The 18,326-nt window shown below is 64.9% G+C and carries 11 protein-coding genes; 9 read left to right on the top strand and 2 right to left on the bottom strand.

What is annotated here, in order from left to right:
- Window positions 1–14 precede the first annotated feature (14 nt).
- From MPN20_RS01550 to MPN20_RS01535, 4 genes are all read left to right on the top strand, one after another.
- Complete coding sequence (locus tag MPN20_RS01550; RefSeq protein WP_242778601.1) at window positions 15–1,349, top strand: MFS transporter; 1,335 nt, start codon at window positions 15–17, stop codon at window positions 1,347–1,349.
- Window positions 1,350–1,481: 132 nt separating this feature from the next.
- Window positions 1,482–5,258 (top strand): efflux RND transporter permease subunit, encoded by a 3,777-nt coding sequence (locus tag MPN20_RS01545; RefSeq protein WP_242778598.1) that lies wholly within the window; start codon window positions 1,482–1,484, stop codon window positions 5,256–5,258.
- Window positions 5,259–5,282: 24 nt separating this feature from the next.
- Window positions 5,283–6,044: a type II CAAX endopeptidase family protein gene (locus MPN20_RS01540; RefSeq protein WP_242778595.1), complete on the top strand. Its 762-nt coding sequence runs from the start codon at window positions 5,283–5,285 to the stop codon at window positions 6,042–6,044.
- Window positions 6,045–6,168: 124 nt separating this feature from the next.
- Window positions 6,169–8,715, top strand: a complete 2,547-nt coding sequence (locus MPN20_RS01535; RefSeq protein WP_347566785.1) for a PhoX family phosphatase — start codon at window positions 6,169–6,171, stop codon at window positions 8,713–8,715.
- Window positions 8,716–9,098: 383 nt separating this feature from the next.
- On the opposite strand, the gene MPN20_RS01530 is transcribed toward MPN20_RS01535, so the two are convergent.
- Window positions 9,099–9,743 carry a VOC family protein gene (locus tag MPN20_RS01530; protein WP_242778592.1) on the bottom strand — a complete coding sequence of 215 codons (645 nt, stop codon included), beginning with the start codon at window positions 9,741–9,743 and terminating at the stop codon, window positions 9,099–9,101.
- A gap of 106 nt (window positions 9,744–9,849) precedes the next feature.
- On the opposite strand from MPN20_RS01530, the gene lysX reads away from it, so the two are divergent.
- Both lysX and MPN20_RS01520 read left to right on the top strand, forming a co-directional pair.
- Window positions 9,850–13,089, top strand: a complete 3,240-nt coding sequence (gene lysX / locus MPN20_RS01525; RefSeq protein ID WP_242778589.1) for a bifunctional lysylphosphatidylglycerol synthetase/lysine--tRNA ligase LysX — start codon at window positions 9,850–9,852, stop codon at window positions 13,087–13,089.
- A gap of 1 nt (window position 13,090) precedes the next feature.
- Window positions 13,091–13,975 carry an alpha/beta fold hydrolase gene (locus MPN20_RS01520; RefSeq protein WP_242778586.1) on the top strand — a complete coding sequence of 295 codons (885 nt, stop codon included), beginning with the start codon at window positions 13,091–13,093 and terminating at the stop codon, window positions 13,973–13,975.
- Between the two features lie 32 nt (window positions 13,976–14,007).
- Here MPN20_RS01520 and MPN20_RS01515 read toward each other — a convergent pair whose 3' ends face one another.
- On the bottom strand, window positions 14,008–14,493 hold the full coding sequence (locus MPN20_RS01515) for an inorganic diphosphatase (RefSeq protein WP_242778583.1): 486 nt from the start codon (window positions 14,491–14,493) through the stop codon (window positions 14,008–14,010).
- 202 nt (window positions 14,494–14,695) lie between these two features.
- Here MPN20_RS01515 and dacB point away from each other — a divergent pair, with 202 nt between their 5' ends.
- Genes dacB through tilS form a run of 3 tightly spaced genes read left to right on the top strand, consistent with a single transcriptional unit; the run spans window position 14,696 to window position 18,289 of the window.
- Window positions 14,696–16,180 (top strand): D-alanyl-D-alanine carboxypeptidase/D-alanyl-D-alanine-endopeptidase, encoded by a 1,485-nt coding sequence (gene dacB / locus MPN20_RS01510; RefSeq protein ID WP_242778580.1) that lies wholly within the window; start codon window positions 14,696–14,698, stop codon window positions 16,178–16,180.
- On the top strand, window positions 16,177–17,193 hold the full coding sequence (locus MPN20_RS01505; RefSeq protein WP_242778577.1) for a zinc-dependent metalloprotease: 1,017 nt from the start codon (window positions 16,177–16,179) through the stop codon (window positions 17,191–17,193). Before dacB ends, MPN20_RS01505 begins: the two co-directional genes overlap by 4 nt.
- Window positions 17,186–18,289: a tRNA lysidine(34) synthetase TilS gene (gene tilS / locus MPN20_RS01500; RefSeq protein ID WP_242778574.1), complete on the top strand. Its 1,104-nt coding sequence runs from the start codon at window positions 17,186–17,188 to the stop codon at window positions 18,287–18,289. The genes MPN20_RS01505 and tilS overlap by 8 nt, the downstream gene beginning before the upstream one ends.
- The last annotated feature ends 37 nt before the right edge of the window (window positions 18,290–18,326 follow it).

Below are 18,326 nucleotides of genomic sequence, written 5' to 3'. Positions count from 1 at the left end.
CCGACTGAGACGATGTGACTGACAAAGACGACGCACCCGACGGCTACGACGCGACGAACCCCGGCGCTGCGACCAACGACGACCTGACGAAAGAGGAGATCGCAGCAGCCACAGCGCAGTCGCGCCGGCTGCCCAAGGAGATCTACGTCCTCGTCGCGGCTGCCTTCATCGTGGCCCTCGGCTACGGCATCATCGCTCCTGTCCTCCCGCAGTTCGCGGCCAGCTTCAACTTCGGCGTCACAGCGGCCACGATCGTCGTGTCCTCGTTCGCCTTCTTCCGGTTCGTCTTCTCGCCGACCTCTGGCCGCCTCGTCGACTCCTTTGGGGAACGCCGCATCTACATCACCGGGCTCCTCGTCGTCGCCGCCTCCACAGCGGCTGTCGCCTTCGCCCAGAACTACTGGCAGCTGTTGATCTTCCGGGGCCTCGGCGGAATCGGCTCGACGATGTTCAGCGTCTCCGCGATGGCCCTGATCATCCGACTCGCTCCCATCGATGCGCGGGCCAAAGCCTCGAGCACCTATGCCACTGCCTTCCTGGTCGGCAACATCGCCGGCCCTGTCCTCGGCGGGGCGATGGCCGGGTGGGGCATGCGTATCCCGTTCATCATCTACGCCGTCGGTCTGCTGATCGCGGCCATCGTCGTGCGGGTCTTCCTCGCCTCCACTGCCGAGGCAGGCTCCTCCACGAAACTCGGACGTGCCCGCCTCGAAGCGGCCAAAGGCGACCCGCAGCAGGAAGTCATGACCTTCCGACAGGCATGGCAGGACTCCGCCTTTCGGAGCGCGATGCTCTCGGCTTTCGTCCAGGGCTGGTCCGCGATGGGCATCCGCGTGGCCATCTACCCGCTCTTCGCCATCCAGGCACTTAAAGCCGACACTGCTGTGGCCGGACTGGCACTGACGATGTTCGCGATCGGCAATGCCTCGGCTGTCACCGTCGTCGGGAGGTTCGCGGACACCTACGGACGCAAACCCTTCATCCAGTGGGGACTGCTGGTCCTGGGCCTGACCACTGCGGCGTTGGCTTTCACTGATTCGATCTGGCTGTTCTTCGTCTTCTCCATCGTTGCCGGCATCGGGTCGGGACTCTCAAACCCAGCACAGCAGGCCACAGTGGCTGACGTCATCGGCCGTGAGCGCAAAGGCGGTCGAGTTCTGTCCCGCTACCAGATGGCGCTCGACGGCGGAGCCATCGTCGGCCCGATCATCGCCGGAGCCATCGTCGATCGTTTCGACTATTCGTGGGCGTTCCTGCTCACGGGGCTCCTCAGCGTCCTGGCCGCAGCCTTCTGGTTCACCGGCCGTGAGACCCGACCACGCGTCGTGCGCGAGCCCGACGCCGCGTAAGAGAACCCTGTGGAGCGCCTGCTCAGGACCCACTCATGTGTTGCTGAGAACTTAACTCACTAGGATGGGGCACCGAAGCACTTTTCCTGCAGGCGATCCCTGCGCATGCGCCATCGAAGAGAAAGTCCCCACATGAGTTTTCTGACCCGCCTGAGCCTGAGAAACCGCGCACTGATCGCGCTCATCTCCGTCGTCGCCGTCATCTTCGGAGTCATCGGAGCCGGATCCCTCAAACAGGAGCTGTTCCCCTCTCTCGAGAACCCGCAGGCCACGGTCACTGCCTCCTACGACGGTGCAACCCCCGAGGCTGTTGAGCAGGAGGTCACCGACCCGCTTGAAGGTGCGCTGACGGCTCTTCCCGAGGTCGAGGACATGACCTCGACATCCTCGGCGGGCAGTTCATCGATCACCGTGAGCACGAAGTACGGGGAAGACTCCGACGATGTCGTCAAGTCTCTCCAGCGCGCGGTATCCCAGGTCCAGGCAACCCTGCCCAATGGAGTCGAGCCTACGGTGAACACCATGGGCACCGACGACATCCCGGTGCTGGCGCTGTCAGTGACCTCGGACGCGGACGCAGACAAACTCGCCGCCAACCTCGACGACATTGCTGAACCCGAGCTCAAGAAGGTCGATGGCGTCTCGCAGGTCATGATCTCCGGTGCGAAGACCAAACAGGTCGAGGTCACCATCCGCCGCGACGACCTCGAAGACGAGGGTGCGAGCATCGACGAGATCGCCGGCATCCTCCAGTCCAACGGCGTTCCCACCTCGGCGGGCGAGCTCAAGGGCGACGGCGGAACCGCCCCTGTCGAGGTCGGCACCCGCATCCGCTCGGTCGACGCGATCAAGGACCTCGTCGTCACCGGCAAGGACGGCCCGATCAAGCTCTCCGACGTCGCCGATGTGAAGATCGAGAACGCTCCGGTCGACTCGATCTCCCGCACGAACGGCAAGCCGTCGCTGTCGGTGTCGATCATGAAGGAATCCGACGCGAACACCGTCGACGTCTCCCACGCCGTCGCCGACAAACTGCCCGGACTCGAGAAGTCCATGGGCGATGATACGACGTTCGTCTCGGCCTTCGACCAGGCGCCGTTCATCGAGCAGTCCATCCACGACCTGCTCAACGAGGGCGGACTCGGCCTGATCTTCGCCGTCCTCGTCATCCTCGTGTTCCTGCTGTCCGTGCGGGCCACGATCATCACCGCGATCTCGATCCCGCTCTCCCTCCTCATCGCCATGGTCGGCCTGTGGATGGGCGGCGAGACGCTGAATATGCTCACCCTGGGAGCGCTGACGATCTCCATCGGCCGCGTCGTCGACGACTCGATCGTCGTGATCGAAGCGATCCGACGACGGCATGCTTCAGGCGGTGAGAAGTTCTCCAACATCCTGGCCGCGGTGTCGGAGGTCTCCGGTGCCGTCACGGCCTCTACCCTGACAACGGTCGCGGTCTTCTTGCCCCTCGCATTCGTCAGTGGTCAGACAGGGGAGATGTTCCGTCCCTTCGCGCTGACTGCCACCATCGCTCTGCTCTCGAGCCTGTTCGTGGCGCTGACCATCGTGCCCGTGCTCGCCTACTGGTTCCTGCGTCAGCGTGAGTCGAAGGTCAAGCTCACTCGGGCGGACAAGAGAGAGATCCGCAGCAACCGAAAGGGCATGCTCTCCGACTGGCGCAAAGAGACCAAGGCCGCAAAGAAGGAGTCGAAGAAGCACAACATCCTCTCCACCGGTCGCCATGACGATACCGGTGCTGGCGCAAGCGCAAGCGCTGGCGCTGGCGCAGGCGCAGGCGCTGGCGCTGGCGCTGGCGCAGGCGCAGGCGCAGGCGCTGGCGCTGGCGCCGCGCACGACGGCACGTCCACATCGACAGCAGCAACGTCGACCGGTCCGCGCTACGGCGTGGCCGACGAGGAAGCCGGAGAGGTCGATGAACTCGCCGGCATGCACTCGCCGGTGACACGACTGCAGAAGACCTACATGCCGGTCATCGGGTTCTCGACCAAGCACCCGGTCATCATGATCCTCGCGGCTGTCATCATTCTGGTGGGCACCGGAGCAATGGTGCCGCAGCTGAAGACCGAGCTCTTCGGCGACACCGGCCAGGACAGCCTGCAGATCGCGCAGACCTTCGACCCGGGCACCGATCTCGACGAAGCGTCGAAGCAGGCTGAGCCGGTCGAGAAGATCCTCAAGGACAACAAGGACGTCGAGTCCTATCAGCTCTCCGTCGGCGGAACGACCTTCGGCTTCACCGGTGATTCGTCCATCACCGGCACTTACATCGTCAACTCGAAATCGGGTGTCTCGGCGCAGTCGATCTCCGATGAGCTGCAGAAGGACTTCGACGGCCTCAAGGGTGTCGGCGACGTTGAAGTGCAGAGCCAGAGCTCGATGCCCGGTGCGCAGACCATCGACGTCACGCTGTCGGCATCCGACGCGAAGGAACTCGACGATGCTACAAAGGCTGTCACGGACAAGCTCGAAGGCATCTCCGGAACCCAGTCGGTGACCAGCGACCTCGAAGCGGTCCAGCCCGTCATCGAAGTCAAAGTCGATCATAAGAAGGCCGCCGAGGAGAACCTCACCGAGGCCTCGATCGGTCAGTACGTCCAGCGAGCGATGCACGGACAGAACATCGGCGAAGTCGTCATCGACAACGTCTCGCATTCGGTCCTGCTCTACGACCGCAACGCGGACACCGTGAAAGAGCTCAAGGACCTCAAGATCCCCGGCAAGCCCAAGGAGACGACTCCCGCCGCCGGAGACGCAGGGGCAGCAGGTGCCGGTGCTGCCGGAGCAGCGGACACCGGCGGTGCCGGTGGTGCTGGTGGTGCTGCGGGTGCTGCCGGTGGCGCGGGCGGAGACGCTGGTGCAGCCGGTGCGGCCGGTGCAGCCGGTGACCCGGGCGCGCAGGCTGGTGCCCCGGCCCCGACATCCAAGCCACGGTTCATCAAGCTCGACGACGTCGCAGAGGTCAAGGAAGTCAAGACCGCCCCGACGATCCGGCACACGGACTCGCAGCGCTCGACTACGGTCTCGGTCACGCCGGCAGGCGACGACCTGGGAACGGTCTCCGCCGACGTGCAGAGCGCCCTCGACGACGTCGACCTGCCGGACTCCGTGACAGTCGACACAGGTGGTGCCACACAGGAGCAGAACGACGCGTTCTCTCAGCTGGGCCTTGCGATGCTCGCCGCGATCCTCATCGTGTTCATCATCATGGTCGCGACGTTCAAGTCGCTGCTGCAGCCGCTGATTCTGCTGGTCTCGATCCCGTTCGCGGCCACCGGGTCCATCGCGCTGTCGCTGATCACGGACACACCTCTGGGCCTGACATCGATGATCGGCCTGCTCATGCTCATCGGAATCGTCGTCACGAACGCGATCGTGCTCATCGACCTCATCAACCACTTCAGAGCTCGAGGGGTCGAACTGCGAGCAGCTATCGTCCACGGCGCCCGGCTGCGTTATCGGCCGATCCTGATGACCGCGTCAGCGACGATCTTCGCGCTCGTCCCGATGGCCCTGGGCCTGACCGGAGGAGGCGTGTTCATCTCGAAGCCGCTGGCGATCGTCGTCATCGGCGGCCTGGTCAGCTCGACGGTGCTGACGCTGATCCTCGTGCCCGTCCTCTACCTCCTGCTCGAAGGGGCGAAGGAACGTCGGGCCGAGAAGAAGTACGTCAAGAACATGGCCCGTGGTCGGGTCCTCGATGACGCCGAGGCGCGCGCCGCGAAGGGGACGGATGCTCCGGACACTCCGGACACTCCGGTTGCTCCGGAGGTTTCGGATGGCACGGCGACCGGCACACGTGCACACGCTGACCCGAGTGCTGGGTCCGTCGGGGGAAGTGCTGAGACTGCTCCCGGTGGTCCAGACGGGGACGATGCGCCGAAGCACTGATCCAGTCCGGTTACAGTAGGAGCCATGACGACCGAGCTCGAACCACAGGAAAAGAAGCGCCTGTGGTTCGAGCTCGGTCTCGTTGCGGCACTGTCCCTGGGACAATCGGCGATCTATGCGATCGTGCGCCTAGCCGACATCGCCACCCGAGGGCCGATCAGTCAGGCCCAGGCGAAGCTCAACACGTCGATGTCACCACGGCCGGGCTTCGACCTCGTCTACCAGCTGCTCGATATCGGGTTCGCCCTCGTCCCGGTCCTTCTCGCCCTCTACCTGCTCAGCCGTGACCGTGACGCACCACCTCTGCGCACACGTCTGGGGGTGACTGGACACGGCGTTCGGGACTTCGGCCGCGGTACGCTCATCTTCGCGATCATCGGCATCGGCACCCTGGCCGTCTATGCCGGCGGCAGGGCACTGGGGATCACGGCGGAGATCCAGCCGTCCAACCTCGGCGATCATTGGTGGACGATTCCCGTGCTCATCCTCTCGGCGGCGAAGAACGGGATCCTCGAAGAGGTCCTCATCTTCGGATTCGGAGCCGAACGATTTCAGCGTCTGAAATATGGGCCCTGGACGATCATCATCGGGCTCGCAGTGTTCCGTGCGAGCTATCACCTGTACCAGGGCATCGGACCGTTCATCGGCAACGTCGCCATGGGCATCATCTTCGGCTGGTACTTCATGCGAAGAGGCAGGCTCATGCCGCTGGTCTGGGCACATGTCATCATCGATGCGGTCGGTTTCCTGGCACCTGGGATCCTCAGCCTCGTCGACATCGGCTGACCAGGTTCACATCCCGTTCACCGAACGGTGGTTCCTGAGACAACTGACCTTGGCAGTCTCGATCTGGTGAGCCCGAATCCGCTGTGTGGGGAGGGCCGATACAACTGAACCGAGGAGAGAACCGATGTCACCTCTGCGTGAACTACTGCCCATGGCCGGCCACGTCCGTGGCAAGCGAAGCCCCGTCACCTGCGCACTCAAATGCGACAATGCGTGCAGCAAGGCGATCTGCAACACGTCGTCGAACAGCTACTTCCGCGACATCGTCGGGGCGCAGCTGTCACGGCGAGCGATGCTGGGGGCATCGGCAGCAGGAGCGCTGGCGGTTGCCGTCACCTCGGCGCCCAGCCCGACCGCGAGCAGCGCGGCGGCCGCAACAGCCGCAGGCGGCAGCCTCGACTTCACCGCGATCGATCCGGTTCAGTTCGAAGTCGATGAGTTCATCGTCCCCGAAGGCTATTCCTGGCACCCGATCGTGCGCTGGGGCGACCCGCTCTTCCCTGATGCACCGAAGTTCGACCCTGAGAACCAGAGTGTCGAGTCGCAGCGGCGCCAGTTCGGCTACAACAACGACTTCCTCCAGATCCAGGTCGACGAGAGCGGAGACGGCAACCGTGCCCTGCTGTTCTCAAACCAGGAGTACACGAACGACGCGATCATGTACCCCGACAGCATGGACAAAGCCACGCAGCGCGCCATCAGCCGCGACGCCCATGGGCTGACCGTGGCCGAGCTGACGCGGACGAATGAGAAGACTCCGTGGAAGGTCGACGTCAACGGAGCGAACAACCGTCGCTTCCTCATCGACACCGAATACGAGTTCACCGGTCCTGCTGCCGGATCCGATCTGCTGCGCACGAAGGACTACCCGGGCGGCGACAAGGCCCAGGGCACTTTGGGCAACTGCTCGGGCGGACTGACCCCGTGGGGAACTTTGGTCTCGGGGGAGGAGAACTTCAACTCGTACTTCAAAGCACAGGGCACCTCGGCGGCGGACAAGCGCTACGGCCTGACCAACGATGCCTCCGCTTACGGGTGGGAAGCCGATCTTGACCGCTTCGACACGAACAACCCCGGCTACGCCAACGAAGCCAACCGATTCGGCTGGATCGTCGAAGTCGACCCGCGTAATCCCGAATCGACGCCGCTCAAGCACACCAACTTGGGCCGCCTCAAGCACGAGGGTGCGAACATCACGATCGCCGACTCGGGTCAGGCCGTTGCCTACATGGGCGATGATGAGAAGTTCGACTACCTCTACAAGTTCATCTCCAAGGGCAAGTACGTCGAAGGCGACCTCGACCACAATCTCACCCTGCTCACCGAGGGCGACCTGTACGTAGCGAAGTTCACCGGCAACTCGCCGAAGGGCGAGATCGACGGTACGGGTGCGGTTCCTGGCGACGGCGAGTTCGACGGCAGCGGCCAGTGGCTCCCGCTGATCAAGGGCGGCAAGTCGCAGGTGTCGGGAATGTCGATCGACGAAGTGCTCGTCCACACGCGGCTGGCTGCCGACAAGGTCGGCCCGACGAAGATGGACCGCTGCGAGGACGTCGAGCCGAACCCGGTCAATGGCAAGATCTACGTGGCTTGCACGAACAACTCCGACCGTGGTGTCGGGGGCAAGGCAGCCGCCGACGAGGCGAACCCGCGGACCGAGAACCGCGATGGACACATCGTCGAACTCACCGAACGCGGCGGCGACCACACCAGCACGGAGTTCGATTGGACTCTGCTGATGGTGTGCGGTGACCCGAAGCAAGGTGACACAACGTACTTCTCAGGGTTCCCCGTCGACCAGGTCTCGCCGATCTCGTGCCCCGACAACGTTACCTTCGATACGGCCGGCAATCTGTGGATCTCGACTGACGGCGCCCCAGACGGCATCGGCTACTGCGACGGCCTGTTCAAGGTCACGATCGACGGCGACCAGCGCGGACGCGTCGAGCAGTTCCTCTCGGTTCCGCGTGAGGCCGAAGTCTGCGGACCGCTCGTCCATGATGCCTATGCGTCGGCGTTCGTCGCGGTGCAGCACCCCGGTGAGGACGGCAAATGGTCGGATCAGCACTCGCAGTTCCCCGACTATGTCGATGAGACGAACGTCGACGAGGGTGTGGCGGCCATTCCGCGACCGACGGTTGTGCAGGTCATCAAGGGCAGCGGCGAAGAGCCGACCGATCCGCCGACCGAGAACCCGAAGGACGCAGACGCCGATGCTGATGGCTCCGACGGCAAGGACGGTTCGGACAACGGCTCCGATGGCAAGGACGGTTCGGACAACGGCTCCGCGGCTGACAGTTCGGGATCGACGAGCGGTTCGCAGGATGGCGCGAAGGATGCCGGTGCAGCCGGCGCTGCCGGAGCGGCGAGCGATTCGGGTGGAAGCTCGAACGGCGGTTCGGGTTCAGGCGGTTCCGGGTCGAACGGGGGAGGCTCGAACGGCGGATCAGGCTCGGGCGGTTCCGGGTCGAACGGGGGAGGTTCGAACGGCTCCGGTGGTTCGGGTGGAGGCGATCTGCCGCGGACAGGCAGCGACGCAACTCTGCCCCTCCTCGGCGGCGGTGCCGGACTCCTGGCAGCCGGCGGCGCGTTGGCCACTGCGGCACACATGCGCAAGAAGAAGGCGACCGAGGGCGCTGAGGACTTCCCGGAGGATGCCGCGGAGGTCTGATCTGACGAAGAGCCAGGCTTGAGTGGACGTTTTGGACTGAAAACATCTAGAGCCCTCAGCACAAAACGTCCACCTCAGGCTTGGTGCTGCTGTGTGCCTCTACTGACGCCACTTGGCGCGGGACCTCAGGCAAGCACAGCGAGTTGAGGAATTCTGCGGCCGCAAACGGAAACGGACGCAGCCGGAGACGCAGACGGACACTGCAGACACAGACGGAGGCCATCACACCGATTCGGTGTGAAGGCCTCCGTTGTGTGTTCGACCGCAGTGTGTTCGACCGCCGGTTCGAGGAAGCAGACCAGCCCGTGGACCGAGGCTGCGAAATCACGCAACCGACGCGTCCCCAGTTGTGCACAGACGCATCCCCAGCTGTGCGCCGACACTCAGATGGTGACGAGACCGTTCTTCGCGGTCTCGAAGCTGACCGACATGATGCCGGGTGTGCCATGGGGTGCCGACCAGTCGATGTGGATCTCCGGAATCGGCTTAGGATCCTGGGTCCCCAGCCAATCGCGCAGACGGTCGCGATCCCCGGCGATCTGCAAGGTGTCGATGGCAACCTCGTCGTTGGTCTTGTAGGACGATGGATGCTGGGACGAATCAGCGGACCACTTGATGAAGAACGGAAGCTGGGGATCGGCGATGAGCCCCTTGATTCCGATCTGCAGCCACTTGAGCTCCATCCCTGACTCCGGAGTGCGGTTGCCGTCGACGGCCTTGCGCTCGAGACGGGTTTCCACCTCGGCGAGGTCAGCGACCGAAACGCACCAGCCCATCCAGCCGCCGCCGAGCTCTGAGCGAGCCCGAACTGCCTGGCCGAAAGGAGTGGAGAGAGCAGCCGGGTGCTCCAAGGCTTCGACGACCTCGAGGTAGTGGCCGTTGGCGAGGGGGAAGATCAGATTCCTGGTGCCGAAGCGAGGATGGACACCGCCGTTGTAGGGAACCACACCGAGCTTCTCCGAGATTCTCTCGGCAGTCGCTTGATAACCGTCTGGTTCGCTGGCGAAGGACACGTGATCGAGTTTCATGACTCGACGATGGCATAACCTAGCTCACACTGCCCATTAGGCTTACCTAAGAAGATGAAGAGGGGCGTCCGGGGAATCACTCAGACTTGTGTGTGATCATTCCGACATGCCCACTGCGAAGACTCAGATGACCGGCCGTCCTCCCGCGTTCGTGCGATGGCTGCCGCGGATGCTGAGCATTCTCGCGGTCCTCATGCTCATTCAGGTCATCGCTCCTACCGGCGGCGACCTCAGCGAGGACCTCGAAGTTCTGTGGACCTGGGCGATCCCGGCGAACCCGGTCGACTTCGTGTCCTCGGTGGTCCTGCTCATCCTCGCCGGAGCATTGAGCATCCGCAAACGTGCAGCATGGTGGGTTCTCGTCCTCTTCCTGCTGTTCATCATCTTCGCCAACGGGGCACTGGCCGCACTGCTGGCGGCCTTCGGATCCCGGCTGCTGACCTGGGATCTTGCGACCAGCTCGATCATCCCGCTGGCGACGCTGATTGCACTGTTCGCCTACCGCCGGCACTACACGGCGAAGACCCAACCCCGCGGACTCCTCAAAGCTGTCGTGGTCCTCGTCGTCGGGCTCGTGCTCACGATCGTCATCGTTCTCACCGTGCAGTCCTTCATCGGCGGACTGACGATGGTCGAGGCCCGAGCGATCATCGCCGAGCTCTTCGGCTTCCGCACCAACACCGAGGCGAGCTGGATGCTCTCGGTCTTCGGCTTCGGCGCCGGGGCGAGCATCATCCTCGCCTTCTGGACCATGCTGGCCTCACAACGCAACGCCGAACGCATCGACATCGACCAGGAGAGAAAAATTCGGCAGTCGCTGGCCGACTATCCCTCCGATTCGCTCGGCTATTTCAGCACCCGCCGTGACCGCTCCGTGCTCTTCGCCGGGGACTGCGCTCTCACCTACCGTGTCGAGCGCGGGGTCTGCCTCGTCGCCGGAGATCCGATCGGGCCGCGGGAGCAGTGGACGGCTGCCGCACGGGACTTTGTCGTCCATGCCGAGTCCTTCGGGTGGGTGCCGGCGGTCCTCGCCGCCTCCAGACAGGGGGCCCAAGCCTACAGCGACGCCGGATTGAAGATCCTCCACGTCGGCGATGAAGCAGTCCTGAGCTCCGGTGACTTCTCGCTGTCCGCGATGCCGGAGGTCAGTCGGGCCGTGACCAGGCTGAGGGGACTCGGGTATGCGGTGCGCATCCGGCACCAGTCCGAGATGTCCGACGCCGAACTCGACAGCCTGGCCGCCTTCGCCGACGAGTGGCGTGACGGCGACACCGAGCGCGGGTTCTCAATGGCGTTGGGCCGCTTCGGTGATCCCGCCGACGGGCGCTGCCTGCACGTTGAAGCGCTCTTCCCTCCGGGCGAAGAACAGCACGCCGCCCAGACCGCCGGACTGCTCAGCTTCGTCCCCTGGGGTGCCAACGGCGTCTCCCTCGACGTCATGCGCCGGCACCCCCTGGCTGAGAACGGCATCACCGAATTCATGGTCGCCGAGCTTATGCGCGAGTCGCCCGACCTGGGACTGGCTTCGGTGTCGCTGAACTTCGCGGTATTCCGCGCGGCCTTCGAACAGGGCAAGGAGCTGGGAGCAGGCCCCGTCAAGAGACTGTGGCGCAACATCCTCCTCTACGCCTCACGCTTCTGGCAGATCGAATCCCTGTACCGCTCCAATGAGAAGTACCTCCCGGAATGGGTGCCGCGGATGCTGTGCTATCCCGATGGTTCGGAGCTCGCCCGGATCGGCCTGGCCGTGAGCATCGCCGAGGGGTTCCTGTCCCCGCCGAAGTTCCTCGGCTCCCGGAACGACGCACAGCCGATCTACACCCGCGAACAGGCAGCCCCGCTGCTCGACATCGTCCCGGCTCCCGCTCCGGACACGCAGGCTCCGCGCGTGCCCGATCAGGTCAGGCACCGCCTCGGCGTGCGGGAACGGATGCTTGAGGCAGGGGTCGAACCCTACCCCGCCGAGGCGGTCCTGCCGACCGATGCGACGACGGCGTCTGCTGTGGCCCAGCCTGCCCGCGAGCGACTCGACGGACGCGTCCTTAGCATCCGCGACCACGGTGGGGTGGTCTTCCTCGACCTGCGCAGCGAGGGCCTGGACACACAGCTGGTGTGCGAGGCGTCGGCGATCGATGCCGAGCCCTTCGCACGGCTGCGGGCATGGACCTCTCGCGGTGATCGGATCTCCGTCCACGGTCGGCGGGGCACCTCGCGCAATGGGACGCCGTCGCTCCTCGTCGATTCGTGGACGATGTCGGCGAAGTCTCTGCGACCGTGGCCCAGCCTGGCCCAGGGGCTGAGCGACCCTGAGGCGAAGGTGCGCAGACGCTACCTCGACTTCACCCTCAACACCTCTCAGCGCGACCTCATGATCGCGCGGTCCTCGGTGTTCCGTTCGATCAGGGAGTCGCTGCAGTCCCGGGCGTTCCTCGAGGTCGAGACGCCGATCCTCCAGACGATCCACGGGGGCGCCAACGCCCGGCCGTTCCGGACTCACATCAACGCCTACAACATGGACCTCTACCTGCGCATCGCCCCGGAGCTCTACCTCAAACGGCTGCTCGTCGGAGGCTTCGACAGGGTCTTCGAGATTGGTCGCAACTTCCGCAACGAAGGTGTCGATGCCAACCACAATCCTGAGTTCTCCATGCTCGAGGCCTATCAGGCCGGCGGCGACTACATGACGATGCGTGATCTCACGCGCACGATGATCATCACAGCCGCACAGGCGAGCCTGGGTACGACGATCGTGCGCGGGCAGGTCAACGGCGTCGATCACGAGATCGATCTCGCCGAGCCGTGGCGGACGGTGTCTCTGACCGACATCGTCTCGGAGAAGCTCGGCGAGGAGGTCACCACCGACACATCAATCGAAACGCTGCGCAGGCTGGCGGTACGGGCGGGGGTCGAGGCCCAGCCGAAATGGGAGTGGGGCACTCTGCTGCAGGAGATCTACGAAGAGGTCGCCGAATCGCAGACCGTCGCTCCGACCTTCTATACGGATTTCCCGGCTGCGACATCACCGCTGACCCGTCAGCATCGGAGTGATCCGCGGTTGGCGGAGAAGTGGGACCTCATCGTCTTCGGCACCGAGATCGGCACTGCCTATTCGGAGCTCGTCGATCCCGTGCTGCAGCGTCAGCGTCTGAGCGCGCAGTCGTTGGCTGCCGCTGGGGGAGACCCGGAGGCGATGGAACTCGACGAGGACTTCCTGCTCGCTCTTGAACACGGCATGCCGCCGGCAGGAGGCATGGGGATGGGCCTCGACCGGCTCGTCATGCTCCTGACCAACCAGACGATCAGATCGACGATCACCTTCCCTCTGGCACGACCCAAAGGATACTGAGATGGCGAACTTCGAGAATCCTCTGGAATCGTGGGCGACGGAGATCGTCGACGGGTTCACCTTCTACCATCGTGCAGCAGGCCCTACAGGCCGGGCTACCGGCGGGGATGGCGGCGAGGCTGCCGGCGGCGCAGGGTCTCTGCCCCCGGTGCTGCTGCTCAACGGGTGTGCGATGGCTGCTGCCTCGTGGCTGCCGGTCATCGAACGACTGCCCGGCCGTGAGGTCCTCGCTCTGGACCGGCCGGGATTCGCCGGAACGGACTGGACCGGCCGCGTGCCCGACCTCGCCTCGGAGGTTGCCATTGTGCAGCGCATTGTCACTCGTCCCGTGGTCGTTGTGGCACATTCGATGGCGTCATTCCGCGCCGAGGCACTGGCTCGGCTGAGGCCCGAGCTCGTAGCTGGCCTCGTCCTCGTCGATCCGTCGATCGAGGGTCATTCTCATCGCGGGCTTGCGAGCACGTTCGGTTCGGCGAGCTGGCTGCGGTCGCTGGACGCGGTCACGAGCCCGGCGGAAATCCGCACATTGGCCGCGCACGTCTCCCATCGGGGATTCCTGCGTCAGACCACTTCAGCCCGGGCACTCGACTGGGATGTCTTCAAGGACCCCTACGCGCAGCCCGAGACGCTCAAGGCAACGGTGGCCGAGTGGCTGAGCTACCGACAGCAGGCTGCGGACCTGACTGCGCTGCGACGATCGACGATGCGGGTGGCGGCGACCACCTCGGCGATGTTCGCCTCACCGTTTCCCAACCGCAGGCGGGCAGCGATCCTCGATCGCAGCTTCGCGCGCCTGCAGCGCATCGACCTGGACGATTCGGGTCACCTGATGATGATCGACCGCCCGGACGAAATCGTCCGAGCGGTCGAAGATCACAGCGTCTGAGGCTGTTCGGCCATCAGGCTGAGTGACTGGTTTCAGTGAGACTCTTTGAAGCGAGCGATCGATGCTTCGACCTCGGCCTCGGCCTCAGCGCGTCCGACCCAGGTTGAGCCCTTGACGAACTTGCCCGGCTCGAGGTCCTTGTAGCGGGTGAAGAAGTGCTCGATCGAGTCGAGCGTGAACTTGTCCACATCGCCGATGTCCTGGTAGCTCTCCCAGCGGGGATCGCCAGCGGTGACTGCGAGGACCTTGTCGTCGCCGCCCGCTTCGTCTTCCATCTTGAACATGCCGATGGGGCGCACGTCGATGAGCACGCCCGGGAAGAGAGGCTCGGGCAGCAGCACGAGGACGTCGAGGGGGTCGCCGTCGTTGCCGAGGGTGTCCTCGAAGAAGCCGTAGTCGGCGGGGTACTGCATCGAGGTGTAGAGGTAGCGGTCGAGTTTGACGCGACCGGTCTCGTGGTCGACCTCGTACTTGTTGCGTGATCCGCGCGGGATCTCGATTGTGGCCAAGAGTTCCATAGTGCTCCTTCAAGCTAGGGTTGCATCACTAGGATAGAGCTTACAAGTCCCCACGAAAGACAACCACAGGCACGGTCACAGCAGGCGCGGTCACAGCCGGCACGCTCAATGAGCACGGTCATCACAGACACGGTCACAGCCGGCACGGTGACTTCGGCGAGGACGACAGAGACGAGGGGACAACGAGAATGGGAGCTCGCGGGTGAACGACATCCCCACTGAGGGCAGACGCAGCGACCGCAGGCGCGGTCGGAAGCGCTCGAAGAAGGCAGCCGTCGGCATCACCGCCGGAGCTGTGGCGATCGTGCTGGCCGGATACGCCGTCGTCGACGCCTATGACGTCGTCCCCGGCCTCCCCGGAATCCTCACCACGGATCCGGCCATCGAGGTCCAAGCCCTGCCCTCGCCGACTGCCGCGGGCAAGGATGTGCCCGCCCCCGCCTCGGCGGTGGACGATACCGCCCCCGTCCCCACGAAGATCCCTGACGAGGTCAAGCGCATCCTCTCCGACGCTAAGGTCAAGGACTTCGGGATCGAAGTGCGCGACGGACTCAGCGACGACGTCCTCTATTCGAAAGATCAGAACGACCCGCGCACGCCCGCGTCCGTGACCAAGGTATTCACCGCCTCGGCCGCGCTGCTGTCGATCGGCGGGCAGAAGCGCCTGAGCACAACGACGGAATTCGACCCGTCGACTTCGACGGTGACCCTGACCGGCGGCGGTGACTCGTTGCTGGGGGCGGGGGAGTCTCAGCCCGGTGCCGTCAACGGCCACGCGGGACTGAAGACCCTGGCCCAGGAGACCGCACAGTCGCTGAAGAGCAAAGATATCGCCGAGGTGGCTCTGAAGTTGGACATGTCACGGTACTCGGGTGAGGACTTCAGCTCCGGCTGGGACCGGGCCGACATCGCCAAGGGCGTAATCACTCCGATCCAGCCGCTGATGATCGACACGGGTTACGTCGGCAGCAAGGACAAAGAATGGCGGGGCCGCAGCGAGCACCCAGGGAAGGACGCCTTCTCCACATTCGCGAAGGAGCTGAAGGCGGCCGGGATCACGGTCACCGATGCTCCACCGGGCCCGGCCGGCGATTCTGGTAGTTCCGGCGAGTCCGGCGAGTCCGGCGATTCCCTGGCCAGCGTCGAATCGGCGACGATCTCCGAGATCGTCGAGTACGCTCTCGTGCACAGTGACAACGTCGTCGCCGAGGTGCTCGGCAATGAGGTCGCCATCGCCGAGGGCCAGCCCGGCAGTCTCGAGAACGGACCCAAGGCTGTCCTGTCGGCGCTGTCTGACTCGCTGGATATTGGGCAGACCAAACTGGTCGACACCTCAGGACTGTCGTATGACAACCAGATCAGCCCGCATGACCTGACCACAGTTCTGCAGGCCTCGGTCGTCGCCGACGATTCGCTCTCGAGCCTCATCTCCTATTTCCCGGTCGGCGGTCTGACGGGAACCCTGACCGACAGATTCACCCAGGACGGAAATGCCACCGGAACAGTGCACGCGAAGACGGGGACTCTGTCGACCGTGACCTCGCTGGCCGGAGGCGTGCTGGACGCGGACGGACGCTATCTCGTCTTCGCCCTGCAGATCGACGACGTGGACAAGGACAAGATTTTGGAAGCACGAAAGACCGTCGATGACATCGTCACAGCTCTGGCAGGCTGTGGTTGCCGATGATCGTCGATGAGAAGTTCGCCGCCCGCACCGCCAAGGAGCTCGTCTCGGCCGCCCGGGTGCCCGATCCCGCTGAACTCGACGAACTGGTCGCCGGGATGAAGGACAACGCGCTGACCGCGCAGGAGCTCGTCCTCGACTCGTTCCTGCTCGATCCGGCTCATGCCGACGATGTGCGCAGGCGCCTGGCCAAGGGAACGGTGCTCGTCCTCGACCAGGTCAGTTGGGTCAAGGCCAACGCCCAGTCGCTCAACGGCATGGTCGATGCCGAGTCTCTGCCCGTAGCTCCCGGCCCCGGTACGGCCAAGGCCGCTGCGGTGGAAGTCGCGGGCGTGCTCTCGCTGCTCTCGACGCGGGTGCTCGGACAGTTCGACCCGTTCGCAGTGGAGACGGGGCGGCTGATGTTCGTCGCTCCTGCGGTCCTCATCGCCGAAGAGGCCATGAACGTCTCACCGCGCGACTTCCGTATGTGGGTGGCCCTGCACGAGGCAACGCATCAGGTCCAGTTCGCAACCGCTCCCTGGCTGCGCGAGCACATGCGCTCGCTGCTCTCCCAGGTCGTCGCGACTCCGCTCAAAGCCCCCGGATTCAGCGGCGTCGCCGATGTCTTCGCGACACTGGGTCGAATCGTCAAGGGAGAAGCGAGCATGGTCGACCTGATTCAGGATGACGGTATGCGCAGTGCCCTCGACGAAGCATCGGGCATCCTCAGCCTGCTCGAAGGCCATGCCGACGTCGTCATGGACGAAGTCGGCATCGAGGTGATCCCGAGCGTGCGGAAGCTGCGGCGCAAGTTCGAGGCTCGCCGAGACGCCGGTCAGGGCGGGTTCCTGTCGAACCTGCTGGGCATGAATCTCAAACTCGCACAGTATCGCGACGGCGCAAAGTTCGTGCGGGCGATCCGCAGCGAGGTCGGCCAGACCGGCTTCTCCGTCATCTACTCTTCGCCCGAGAATCTTCCGACGAGCGAGGAGATCCTCACACCGCAGCTGTGGCTCGACCGTGTCCATGGCTGAGGGCGATACCGGCACGGAGTCCGGCACGGGCAGCGGCAGCCGGCGACAGCCGCAGCGCCCGAGCCTGGATCCGGCCAGCGCTGCGATCCGCACCGCGCTCCGACAGCAGATGGCGTCGATCGCAGCTGCGCCCTCGTCAGAGACCTCTCGTGTCATCGTGGCGGTCTCCGGGGGAGCGGACTCGATGGCGCTGCTGCACGCGTGCGCATTCCTCCACCGTCGCGGCGAGGTCGATGCACGAGCAGTGACCGTCGACCACGGGCTGCAGGAGGCGTCACCCCAGGTGGCCGCCAGGGTCGTGTCCATCGCCGAGTCCTGGGGTGTTCCCGCCGAAGTCGCCGCCATCACGGTCTCGGCCGGCGACGAAGGCATCGAAGCTGCCGCCCGAGATGCTCGCTATGCTGCGCTGGAATCCGCCAGAATCGTCCACGGCGCAGACTGGATCCTCACCGCACACACGCAGAGCGACCAGGCTGAGACCGTGCTGTTGGGGCTGATGAGAGGCTCGGGGACCCGGTCATTGGCAGGGATGTCGCCGGTCACGGGCAGGGTGGTGCGGCCGCTGCTCGGGCTCGAGCGGGCGATGACGGCAGCCTCGTGCCGGGCGCAAGGTGTCGAGGTCTGGCACGACCCGATGAATGCCAACGGCGCATTCGCCCGGGTTCGTGCCCGGAGACTCCTGGCCACCCTCGAGACCGATCTGGGCCAGCCCATCACCGCGAACCTCGCCCGCACCGCCGATCTGTGCCGAGCCGACGCGGACTTCCTCGAACGGTCCGCCGAGGCGGTTGCTGTCGAGGTTCGCGGCCGCACCGACATAGCGCTGGAATCGCTGCTCGACTTGGATGACGCCATCCTCTCTCGCGTCGTGCGAGAGTGGCTCGTCTCGGTCGGCGTCCCCGCGCAGAACGTCGGCGCAGCGCGCGTCGCCGAACTGTGCGCGCTCATCCGCGCTCAGGCGGGATCAGCCGGCGGGGCCTCGGATCGTGGGGACTCGGGTCGTGGGGCTCGCGAACGGCTGTCGCTGCCCGGTGACACCGAGGCGGTCGTGGGGCGCGGGCGCCTGCTGTTCCAGCTCGCGGCCAAGGCCCGCTGACGCCGGCTTGCTGACGCCCGCTTGCTGACGCCGGCTC

Origin of the sequence: Brevibacterium sp. ZH18 (assembly GCF_022748595.1) — a bacterium.
In the GTDB taxonomy this organism is placed as follows: domain Bacteria; phylum Actinomycetota; class Actinomycetes; order Actinomycetales; family Brevibacteriaceae; genus Brevibacterium.
Note: the sequence above shows the minus strand (reverse complement) of the source record. Positions and strands in the feature narration are given on the sequence as shown.

Excerpts from the sequence above, each read along its gene's own strand:
- MPN20_RS01540 (WP_242778595.1), top strand. The coding sequence starts at position 5,283 with ATGACGACCGAGCTCGAACCACAGGAAAAGAAGCGCCTGTGGTTCGAG.
- lysX (WP_242778589.1), top strand. The coding sequence starts at position 9,850 with ATGCCCACTGCGAAGACTCAGATGACCGGCCGTCCTCCCGCGTTCGTG.
- MPN20_RS01520 (WP_242778586.1), top strand. The coding sequence starts at position 13,091 with ATGGCGAACTTCGAGAATCCTCTGGAATCGTGGGCGACGGAGATCGTC.
- MPN20_RS01535 (WP_347566785.1), top strand. The coding sequence starts at position 6,169 with ATGTCACCTCTGCGTGAACTACTGCCCATGGCCGGCCACGTCCGTGGC.
- MPN20_RS01505 (WP_242778577.1), top strand. The coding sequence starts at position 16,177 with ATGATCGTCGATGAGAAGTTCGCCGCCCGCACCGCCAAGGAGCTCGTC.
- MPN20_RS01530 (WP_242778592.1), bottom strand. The coding sequence starts at position 9,743 with ATGAAACTCGATCACGTGTCCTTCGCCAGCGAACCAGACGGTTATCAA.
- MPN20_RS01545 (WP_242778598.1), top strand. The coding sequence starts at position 1,482 with ATGAGTTTTCTGACCCGCCTGAGCCTGAGAAACCGCGCACTGATCGCG.
- MPN20_RS01515 (WP_242778583.1), bottom strand. The coding sequence starts at position 14,493 with ATGGAACTCTTGGCCACAATCGAGATCCCGCGCGGATCACGCAACAAG.
- tilS (WP_242778574.1), top strand. The coding sequence starts at position 17,186 with ATGGCTGAGGGCGATACCGGCACGGAGTCCGGCACGGGCAGCGGCAGC.